The following is a 7,875-nucleotide window of genomic DNA, read 5'->3' as shown; positions in this document are numbered from 1 at the left end:
ACGCGAACCACCGGCTGTAGTACTAGGGGAGGCCCTGACCGCTGAGGAGCAGGCGGTGGAGATCTACCGTCGGCTGGCGGCCGACAACCCCGCCGCCCACGAACCCGACCTCGCTGGCTCACTGACCAACCTCGGCCTGCATCTCGGAGCGCGGGGCGATCTCCCCGGGACACTTCGCGCGACGGGCGAGGCTGCGGAACTCTACCGCTGTCACGTTGCCGCGATGCCCCCCATACTGCTGCGGCTTCATGCTGTGCTGCGCTTTCGCGCGGTGGTGCTTGACGCACTCGGGCGTGGGAAGGATGCGGAGGCCATCCGGCGCTGGCTCAGGGAGAATCCACTGCCGCCGGATTCTCATAATTGAACAGGTGCGGGATCTTCGCGAGAGCCCCCGAGCCGATCACGTTTTTTGCCGCCATGGATTCGGTGCCCAATCAGGCACCGTTCGCGCTCAACTTCGCCACAAGCGCCAGCAGCTCCGACTTGCCCTCCTTCTACGCCGCCAGCGCCGCGCTCCGCACGGAGGCCACCAGCAGGCCGCGCCGCCACGTCGTCCCGCCTGGCCCTATCACCCTCCTGGCCGTGGGCCCGGCCCGAGCGCGGCCTACCTCATCACGTTGCCCGAGGCGCTGCATCCCTGCCTCCCCGGCCCGCCCGGTGCGGCGCCGTAGTCGATTGTGAGCATCCGACGGCAGGGGACCGACGGAGAGCCTTTCACCTCGCCACCCCCATAGTGATGACCCGTCAGCAAAGTCAGCATCGGGTCAGCATAAGGACCGCCAGACTTACTCGCAGATGGCCGAACCTGCGACTCGCGGCTCGCCCCGCAACCCCGTGCACCACAGTCTGCGCCCCCGTCGGCAGCCCGCCCCGCAGGACGGGCCGCCGAGGCGCTCACCAGTCTGGCCAAGCATCCCCAAGACTGCATAAGACCAGGTCAACCTGCGTTTCCGCGCGGTTTCAGGGTGGTGTGCGGCAGCTCGGGGGCGGGCAGCCGGTCGCCGTCGTCGCCCTCGACCATGCCGAAGCGGTCCCCCGTCGTCCAGTCCTCGCGGGCCTGGACGATGTCGTCGTGGGTACGGCCGACGAAGTTCCACCAGATGACGGTCGCACTCTCCGCGTGAGCGGAGGTGCGCCGGGGTCCGTCCGGCAAACTCGGCGCACCTGGACCTGCTCTCCGTGCGGGCGCATGAACCCGAACCGGCCATCACGATCACTGATCGTCTCGTCATGACACAGGTGCCCGGTTCACACCATGCAGACCCCGGGGTCATCCCGCCCGCCTCGGCGAGTCGTCGCCGAGGCGGGCGCAGAGCGGACGCGGACGCCCGGGGCGCCGGGCCGACACCCTCGAAAGTCGCTGGTCAGACGCCCATCCGCTGGGGATTTCCTGGGGACTTTTCGGGGACTTTCCGCTCTGTCAGGGGGACTTTCCGGGGACTTTTCCCGGTGCAAGCAGGGAAGGGACCGACAGCCGTGAAAGGCACGAACCAGCAGGTCAGAGCCGGTTTCCCTAGCACTCCACCACGTTGACCGCGAGCCCGCCCCGCGACGTCTCCTTGTACTTGGCCTTCATGTCCGCCCCGGTCTCCTTCATCGTCCGGATGACCTTGTCCAGCGACACGTGGTGCCGCCCGTCTCCGCGCAGTGCCATCCGGGCCGCCGTGACCGCCTTCACCGCCGCCATGCCGTTGCGTTCGATGCACGGGATCTGGACGAGGCCGCCGACGGGGTCACAGGTGAGGCCGAGGTTGTGTTCGATGCCGATCTCGGCGGCGTTCTCGACCTGTTCCGGGGAGCCGCCGAGGGCCTCCGCGAGGCCCGCGGCCGCCATGGCGCAGGCGGCGCCGACCTCGCCCTGGCAGCCGACCTCGGCGCCGGAGATGGATGCGTTCTCCTTGACGAGCAGGCCGACGGCGCCCGCGGCGAGGAGGAAGCGGACGACGCCGTCGTCGTCCGCGCCCGGGACGAACCGGGTGTAGTGGTGCAGGACGGCGGGGATGATGCCCGCGGCGCCGTTGGTGGGGGCGGTGACGACGCGGCCGCCCGCGGCGTTTTCCTCGTTGACCGCCATGGCGGTCAGGGTGAGCCATTCCATGGCGCGCGGGGCCGGGTCGCCCTCGGCGCGCAGGGCGCGGGCGGCGGTGGCGGCGCGGCGGCGGACCTTCAGGCCGCCGGGCAGGATGCCCTCGCGGGACAGGCCGCGGGCCGCGCAGGCCCGCATCACCTCCCAGATCTCCAGCAGGCCCGCGCGGATCTCCCGCTCGGTGCGCCGGGCGCGTTCGTCGGCCAGCATCAGCGCCGAGACCGACAGGCCGGTCTCGCGGGTCAGCCGCAGCAGGTCGTCGCCGGTGGTGAAGGGGTACGGGACCGGGGTGGCGGCCGGGCCGGGGCCGCCTGCTGCCGCCGCGTCCTCGTCCACCACGAAGCCGCCGCCGACCGAGTAGGAGGTCCTCGCCAGCAGGGGCTCCCCTTCGGCGTCGTACGCCGTGAACGTCATGCCGTTGGTGTGGTACGGCAGGCTGCGGCGGCGGTGCAGGACCAGGTGCTCGTCCTCGTCGAACGGGATCTCCCGCGCGTCCCCGGGCTCCGCGGCCAGCAGGCGCAGGCGGCCCGACGCGTGCACGGCCGCCCCCTCGTCGTCCGCCGACTCGACGTCGACGGTGTCCGGTGCGTGGCCGAGCAGGCCCAGGACGACCGCCTTGGGCGTGCCGTGGCCGCGGCCGGTGGCGCCCAGGGAGCCGTACAGGTCGGCCCGTACGGAGCCGGTCCGGGCCAGCAGGCCCTCCGCGCGCAGGGCGTGGGCGAAGCCGCGCGCGGCCCGCATCGGGCCGACCGTGTGGGAGCTGGACGGGCCGATGCCGATCGAGAACAGGTCGAAGACGGAGACGGAGACCGACACGGCGGTGCCTCCCGGCGGGGTGGGGTTCGTGGGGGGTGGTGCGGCCGGGTGCGGCGGGGGCCCGGCGGCCCCGGCCGCACCCGGCAGCCCTGCGCTACCCGGCCAGGCCCGGGTAGAGCGGGTGGCGGTCGGCCAGTGCCGCGATCCGTGCCTTCAGCGCCTCCGCGTCGTACGACGGCTTCAGCGCCTCGGCGATCACGTCGGCGGTCTCGGTGAACGCCTCGGCGCCGAAGCCGCGGGTGGCCAGCGCCGGGGTGCCGATGCGCAGGCCGGAGGTGACCATCGGCGGGCGCGGGTCGTCGGGGACGGCGTTGCGGTTGACCGTGATGCCGATCCCGTGCAGGCGGTCCTCGGCCTGCCGGCCGTCCAGCTCGGAGGCGCGCAGGTCCACCAGCACCAGGTGCACGTCGGTGCCCCCGGACAGCACCGCGACGCCCGCCTCCCGCACGTCCGGCCGGGTCAGCCGCTCGGCCAGGAGCGCGGCGCCCTGAAGCGTGCGGCGCTGCCGGTCGGCGAACTCCTCGCTCGCGGCGACCTTGAAGGCCACCGCCTTGGCCGCGATGACGTGCTCCAGCGGCCCGCCCTGCTGGCCGGGGAAGACCGCGGAGTTGATCTTCTTGGCCAGCTCGGCCGTCGAGAGGATCACGCCGCCGCGCGGCCCGCCGAGTGTCTTGTGCGTGGTGGTGGTCACCACGTGCGCGTGCGGCACGGGGGAGGGGTGCAGGCCCGCCGCGACCAGGCCCGCGAAGTGCGCCATGTCCACCATCAGGTACGCGCCGACCTCGTCGGCGATCCGGCGGAAGGCCGCGAAGTCCAGCTGCCGCGGGTACGCCGACCAGCCCGCCACGATCAGCTTGGGCCGCCGCTCGCGGGCCAGCCGCTCGACCTCGGCCATGTCGACCCGGCCGGTCGCGCCGTCCACGTGGTACGAGGCCACGTCGTACAGCCGGCCCGAGAAGTTGATCTTCATGCCGTGGGTGAGGTGCCCGCCGTGCGCCAGGTCCAGGCCCAGGATGGTGTCCCCGGGCTCCAGCAGCGCGTGCATCACGGCCGCGTTGGCCTGCGCGCCCGAGTGCGGCTGGACGTTCGCGGCCTCGGCGCCGAACAGGGCCTTCACCCGGTCGACGGCGATCCGCTCGATCACGTCCACGTGCTCGCAGCCGCCGTAGTAGCGCCGGCCCGGGTACCCCTCGGCGTACTTGTTGGTCAGCACCGAGCCCTGGGCCTCCATGACCGCCACCGGGGCGAAGTTCTCGGAGGCGATCATCTCCAGGGTGGACTGCTGGCGGTGCAGCTCGGCGTCGACCGCGGCGGCGACGTCCGGGTCGAGCTCGTGCAGGGAGCTGTTGAGAAGCGACATCAGGAAAGCTACCGATCGACGAAGGGTTTAAGGATCAGGTCTCGCAGAAGGCGGTGTACTCGGCCGCGGTGAGCAGGTCCTCCGGGGTGTCCGCGACCCGCACCCGGAACAGCCAGCCGTCCCCGAAGGGGGCGGAGTTCACCAGCGACGGGTCGTCGGCCACCGCGCCGTTGACCTCGGTCACCTCGCCGGACACCGGCGCGTACAGGTCGCTGACCGACTTCGTCGACTCCAGCTCGCCGCAGGACTCGCCCGCGGTGACCGCCGAGCCCACGTCGGGAAGCTGGGCGAAGACGACGTCACCGAGCGCGTTGGCCGCGAACTCGGTGATGCCCACCGTCGCCACGCCGCCTGCGTCGGCGGGCGACAGCCACTCGTGCTCCTTGCTGTACAGCAGCTCTTCGGGGTTGCTCATGGCGGGATTCTCCTGAGGGGGATGGGCTTTCCGGAAACGGGTCTTGCCAGGTGGGACGGGTGGAGGGCGGCCCAGTGGGTCCCGGTGCCTGCGGCCGACGGGGGCGGCGCCGGCGGGCGGCCGTACCCCGGCCGCCCGCGGGTTTCACCCGTACGGGGCAAGGCCCGGCGGGTTTGGGCGCCCTCGCGCGCAGAAGCCGCCGGTTCCGCCGGCCGTACGGCCCCGCGGCGTTCGCGCCGGGCGGAGGTTTCAGCGCTCGCGCCGGTAGAAGGGGAGCGCCACCACCTCGTACGGCTCGCGGCTGCCGCGGATGTCCACCGCCACCCCGGGCGTGCCCGGCTCGGCGTACGCCGCGTCCACGTACGCCATGGCGATCGGCCGGCCGAGGGTCGGCGAGGGCGCGCCGGAGGTGACCTGGCCGATCACCGAGCCGTCAGCCGTGACGACCGGGTAGCCCGCGCGCGGCACGCGGCGCCCGGCGGCCACCAGGCCCACCAGGCGCCGCGGCAGCCCGTCCTCGGCCCTCCGCGCCGCCGCCTCCAGGGCCGCCCGGCCCACGAAGCCGCCCGGCTTGCCGAACCGCACCACCCGGCCGAGCCCGGCGTCGAACGGCGTGGTGCCGGCCGTCAGCTCGTGCCCGTACAGCGGCATGCCCGCCTCCAGGCGCAGGGTGTCCCGGCACGACAGGCCGCACGGTACGAGCCCGTCCGCCGCGCCCGCCTCCGTCAGCGCCCGCCACAGGGGCTCGGCGTCCTCCGGAGCGGTGAACAGCTCGAAGCCGTCCTCGCCGGTGTAGCCCGTACGGGCGATCAGCGCCGGCCGCCCGGCGACGGTGCCCGGCAGGCCCGCGTAGTACTTCAGCCCGTCGAGTCCGGCGTCGGTGAGGGCGGCGAGGACACGCGCCGACCGCGGGCCCTGGACGGCGATCAGGGCGCGCGCGTCGCGGTCGTCGCGCACGGCGGCGTCGAAGCCGCCCGCGCGGGCGGTCAGCTCGTCCAGCACCACCTGGGCGTTCGCCGCGTTGGCCACGACCATGAACTCCTGCTCGCCGAGGCGGTAGACGATCAGGTCGTCCAGGATGCCGCCCTCGTCGCCGCAGATCACGGTGTACCGGGCGCGGCCCACCGCGAGCGCCGACAGGTGCCCGGTCAGCGCGTGGTCCAGCGCCGCACCCGCCCCGGGCCCGGTCAGGGTGATCTCGCCCATGTGGGACAGGTCGAACAGGCCCGCGGCGGTGCGTACGGCCTGGTGCTCCTCGCGCTCGCTGCCGTAGCGCAGCGGCATCTCCCAGCCCGCGAAGTCGGTCATGGTGGCGCCGAGCGCGCGGTGCACGGAGTCGAGGGGCGTGCGGCGCGGCGCGCGCGGTTGTGCGGTCATGTGGCGGGGCTCCAGACGAGACGGCGGCGAGGACGTCCTCCCCATCTGTCATCGGAACCTGAGAGGTTCGCCGTGACCCCGCACCCGCCGCGCGCGGCGGCGGCCCGGGACACGGCTTGCACCGTGGGTGGGGCCCCGTCGCCGGGGCCCGCTTTTCAGATGTGCCTCACCCGCGCGGTACGGGGCCTGAGAGATTCAAGGGAGGGCTTGCTCCTTCGGCGCCCCTGGCGCGGCGGTGGCGGGCACCGCCGGGCGGGGGACTCTCCCGCGCGGACTCGAACGGCCGGTATGGAGTTGACGCGCTCATCATCGCATGTATCGGCCGGAAAGCGTCGCCCGGGCGCCGGTCCGGGGCGCGGGCCGGGCCCGGACCCCGTTCGGGCGGCGGGCCGACGCGGGGCCGGCTTGGGCGCCGGGCGCCGGGCGTGGGCCGGGTCTGGGTCCCCGCCGCGTCCCTCCCCCGGTCCCCGCCGGTCCGGCCCGGGTTCCCGCCGCGTTTCGGGCCCGGGCCGTGTCCCCCGGGTGGCGTCCGGTCTGCTGCCGTCCGGCGTGGGGTCCGGCTGGGTGCCGGGCCCGGATACGGTCCGCCGCCGCCCGGTGGCCCCGGAGCCGGTCCCGGGTCTCCGCTGGTCCGGCCCGCGTCTCCGCCGCGTCAGGCCCGGGCCGTCCGCCGGAGGCGCCGGTCTGCCGCCTACCGGCGCGCGGTCCGGCTCGGCGCCCGGTCGGGTTGCGGTCCGCCGCCGCCCCCGGCGGACGGCCCGCTCGCCGGTGGTCGGCTTCCCGACGGTCGGGTCCGGCCGCCGCTCCGGCGGTTCCGGGCCCGGTCCGGTCAGCGGCCGGGCCCGGGACGCCGCCCGCCGAACGGCGCCTCGCCTGTCGGCTGACGGGCCGTCCGCCGGCTGGCGGTCCGCCTGATCGGCCGACGGCCGCCCGCCCGGCCCGCGTTCGCCCCCCACGTGGCCGGTCCCGCGCCCGCGCCACCCGCTTCCCCGGCTCTTCCTGGCACTCTTGAAACACCGGTCGCTGCGGCCGGCCACGGGAGGAGGATCACGGTGCTGGGGTGGCGTACGGACGTGGCGGCACCGGGCACCGGGCCCGCGGCCGCCGCCGGGGCGAGCCGCCTGCGCGGGGGCGCGGTGGCCGTGTGGGACCTGCGGGGCGTGCCCCCGGGCGGCGTCCGCCCGCGCGAGCTGCGCTACCGGGCCGGTGACGTGCTGGTGGCCTCGGGCCTGCCGGGCAGCGGCAAGAGCACCCTGATGCGGCGGACCGTCCCGGGCCGCGACGCGGTCGGCGGCGCCGTGCTGCGGGTCGACTCGCAGGACACGCGCGAGCGGTGGGAACGGCGGCTGCCCGGCTGGCTGCCGTACGCGCTCTACCGCCCGCTGGTGCGCTGCGCCCACTACGCCGGCCTGCGCCGCGCGCTGCGCTCCGGCGCGAGTCTCGTGGTGCACGACTGCGGCACGCTCGCGTGGGTCCGCCGCTGCCTGGCCCGGCACACCGGCCGCACCGGCCGCCGGCTGCACCTGGTGCTGCTGGACGTGCCGCCCGCGGTCGCCCGGCAGGGCCAGGCGGCGCGCGGCCGGGCGGTGTCCGACTACGCCTTCGGGCGGCACCGCCGCGCGGTGCGGCGGCTGGTGGTGGCGGCCGAGGACGGGCGGCCGCCGGCGGGCTGCGCCTCCGCACTGCTGCTGGACCGGGAGGCGGCGAGCGCGCTGCGCGGCATCGCCTTCGACTGACCCGGCCCGGCCGGGGCGCGGTGATCGTTCGTATGCGATCGGCGCGGCGCGGCGCCGCCCGCGCGCGTGCGGGCCGCCCGCGTCG

The 7,875-nt window shown here is 75.1% G+C and carries 5 protein-coding genes, 2 pseudogenes and 1 riboswitch; of the genes and pseudogenes, 2 read left to right on the top strand and 5 right to left on the bottom strand.

Annotated elements, in window-relative coordinates; all coding sequences use genetic code 11:
* A pseudogene (locus RKE29_RS25900) lies at window positions 1-364 on the top strand (hypothetical protein); the annotation flags it as partial.
* Between the two features lie 573 nt (window positions 365-937).
* Here the strand turns inward: RKE29_RS25900 and RKE29_RS25895 are convergent.
* From RKE29_RS25895 to gcvT, 5 genes and pseudogenes are all read right to left on the bottom strand, one after another.
* Window positions 938-1,105: pseudogene (locus RKE29_RS25895) on the bottom strand (pirin family protein); the annotation flags it as partial.
* Between the two features lie 408 nt (window positions 1,106-1,513).
* On the bottom strand, window positions 1,514-2,902 hold the full coding sequence (locus RKE29_RS25890) for an L-serine ammonia-lyase (protein WP_312008066.1): 1,389 nt from the start codon (window positions 2,900-2,902) through the stop codon (window positions 1,514-1,516).
* 94 nt (window positions 2,903-2,996) lie between these two features.
* Window positions 2,997-4,262 carry a serine hydroxymethyltransferase gene (glyA, locus tag RKE29_RS25885; protein ID WP_312008065.1) on the bottom strand — a complete coding sequence of 422 codons (1,266 nt, stop codon included), beginning with the start codon at window positions 4,260-4,262 and terminating at the stop codon, window positions 2,997-2,999.
* Window positions 4,263-4,296: 34 nt separating this feature from the next.
* Window positions 4,297-4,677 (bottom strand): glycine cleavage system protein GcvH, encoded by a 381-nt coding sequence (gcvH, locus tag RKE29_RS25880; protein WP_312008064.1) that lies wholly within the window; start codon window positions 4,675-4,677, stop codon window positions 4,297-4,299.
* Between the two features lie 249 nt (window positions 4,678-4,926).
* Window positions 4,927-6,054 carry a glycine cleavage system aminomethyltransferase GcvT gene (gcvT, locus tag RKE29_RS25875; protein ID WP_312008063.1) on the bottom strand — a complete coding sequence of 376 codons (1,128 nt, stop codon included), beginning with the start codon at window positions 6,052-6,054 and terminating at the stop codon, window positions 4,927-4,929.
* A 165-nt stretch (window positions 6,055-6,219) separates the two neighbouring features.
* Window positions 6,220-6,332, bottom strand: a riboswitch (glycine riboswitch).
* A gap of 864 nt (window positions 6,333-7,196) precedes the next feature.
* On the opposite strand from gcvT, the gene RKE29_RS25870 reads away from it, so the two are divergent.
* Complete coding sequence (locus tag RKE29_RS25870; RefSeq protein ID WP_312008067.1) at window positions 7,197-7,790, top strand: AAA family ATPase; 594 nt, start codon at window positions 7,197-7,199, stop codon at window positions 7,788-7,790.
* Window positions 7,791-7,875 lie beyond the last annotated feature (85 nt).

The sequence above is a fragment of the Streptomyces sp. B1866 genome (assembly GCF_031932565.1).
GTDB lineage: Bacteria > Actinomycetota > Actinomycetes > Streptomycetales > Streptomycetaceae > Streptomyces.
This window is presented reverse-complemented; position numbering and strand designations above follow the sequence as displayed.

Bases quoted from the DNA above. Each gene is read 5' to 3' on its own strand.
- gcvH (WP_312008064.1), bottom strand. From the start codon at position 4,677: ATGAGCAACCCCGAAGAGCTGCTGTACAGCAAGGAGCACGAGTGGCTG.
- glyA (WP_312008065.1), bottom strand. From the start codon at position 4,262: ATGTCGCTTCTCAACAGCTCCCTGCACGAGCTCGACCCGGACGTCGCC.
- gcvT (WP_312008063.1), bottom strand. From the start codon at position 6,054: ATGACCGCACAACCGCGCGCGCCGCGCCGCACGCCCCTCGACTCCGTG.